Here is a 1,651-nt window from a genome sequence, read left to right on the forward strand (position 1 = left end):
GCCAGCCCCAGCTCCCGGGTCGCCCGGTGAAGGCGAGGAAGAAGGGCGTGAAGGGAGCGAAGAGCGTTGCTGCCTAGGCTAGCCCCTTGTCACACAAACTACCGAAGCCTCCTTTTTTCACCTGCTGAAGGTTATCAATCTTCTTATTGAGTATCTCGGCATTCTTTCTTCTGCCAATGCCCTGGCGGGCAGATCCACCCCCCTTTCGGCTGGTTCGGGGGCACAGGCATGCCCTGACGGGCAGATCCACCGCCCTTTCGGCTGGTTCGGGGTCGCAGGCATGCCCTGGCGGGCAGATCAGCGCCTTTTCGGCAGGTTCGGGGGCGCAGGCATGCCCTGACAGACGGCTGCATTGCCCATATGCGTTTTGCGCGCGAGGACCCTGTTGCTCCTGTCAAAAGCGTGGCGAAATGAAGTGGCCCAAAAGAGGGCAGCAGAATACCGAAATCCCAGCTTGAAATAGCTCAGCTATTTGTCACTGTGCGGTTCTGCCTGCTATGATTAGCCATGCACTGCTGGGGAAGACTCATCCGCTAGAATTGCTTGGACGAAAGGAGACGCAATGGTACTCGACAGATACGCGCGATTTGCTGACAGCGCCGACGTGCTCTCTTGCCCCCTTTGCCACAGCGCCCTGAAGCTGCAGGAAGGGAGCCTCGTATGTCCGAAGAGGCACTGCTTCGATATCGCAAAGCAGGGGTACGTAAACCTTCTAGGGCCCTCCAGGCAGTCAGCCCACTACAGCAAAGAATCCTTTGAGAGCCGCATGGCAATCCTGGAGGCAGGGTATTACGACCACGTGAAAGAAGCCGTCCTCACCGCGGTAGGAAGGGCCCTTTCCCCAAGCGAGGGTCCTGCAGCTGTGAACGCGACGCCATTCCGCGTGCTCGACGCGGGATGCGGAGAAGGCTTCTATGCACGTGCAATCCGAGAAAACCTCTGTGTCGACGTGGTGGCGTTTGACCTCTCAAAAGACGCCATGCTGATGGCGGCCCGCCACGATTCCAGAAAGGCGGTCAAATGGCTGGTTGGCGACCTGACGAACATCCCCGTGCTGAAAGGCTCCATCAACTGCGTGGTGGACGTATTCGCTCCCTCGAACTACGACGAATTCAAGCGCGTTCTCACCCCAACCAGAAACGCCTCCGCGCCAGGAGTGCTGGTCAAAGTGGTTCCAGGCAGCAATCATCTTACGGAGCTGCGCCACCTTGCTGAAGGATCTTTGCGCAGCAAGGAATACTCAAACCAGCTGGTGACCGATTGCTTTGAGAAGCACTTCAAGATGACCGACCGCATCAAGGTGACGCGCACCTTCGAGATGTCCGAAAGGGACGTCCGCGTGTTCGCCGAGATGACGCCGCTGCTGTTCGGCATCGACGCGGAGTCCCTAAATCTATCGCGTGTGAAAAGCATCACCATCGAGGCTGAATTGCTGGTGGGCACCCCTCGCTCCCAAGGCCCTTCATGAGCTCAGCCAGCTCATCATCCTCTTAATTGCAGGGCTGAAGGACAGCCCTTGTCAACCGCCCCAGAAGAAATCTGGCTCTTCGGTGGTTTCTGTGGGAGAGATTCCGGCATAGGCCCAGCTCAGCGGGCGAAAACAACGATCTGGAACTGAAACGGCCCCGGGAGGGGCCGTTTCCGCGTCATC

At 58.2% G+C, this 1,651-nt stretch carries 1 protein-coding gene and 1 pseudogene; both read left to right on the forward strand.

The window, feature by feature from the left end; all coding sequences use genetic code 11:
• Positions 1 to 562 precede the first annotated feature (562 nt).
• Positions 563 to 703 (forward strand): annotated as a pseudogene (locus tag ACTQ1S_RS09250) (putative RNA methyltransferase); the annotation flags it as partial.
• Positions 704 to 766: 63 nt separating this feature from the next.
• Positions 767 to 1,468 carry a methyltransferase domain-containing protein gene (locus ACTQ1S_RS09255; RefSeq protein WP_052241580.1) on the forward strand — a complete coding sequence of 234 codons (702 nt, stop codon included), beginning with the start codon at positions 767 to 769 and terminating at the stop codon, positions 1,466 to 1,468.
• The last annotated feature ends 183 nt before the right edge of the window (positions 1,469 to 1,651 follow it).

Origin of the sequence: Collinsella sp. LCP21S3_D3 (assembly GCF_052118305.1) — a bacterium.
Lineage (GTDB): Bacteria > Actinomycetota > Coriobacteriia > Coriobacteriales > Coriobacteriaceae > Collinsella.

What these genes read in the sequence shown, in the direction of transcription:
- ACTQ1S_RS09255 (WP_052241580.1), top strand. Translation starts at nt 767, where the DNA reads ATGGCAATCCTGGAGGCAGGGTATTACGACCACGTGAAAGAAGCCGTC.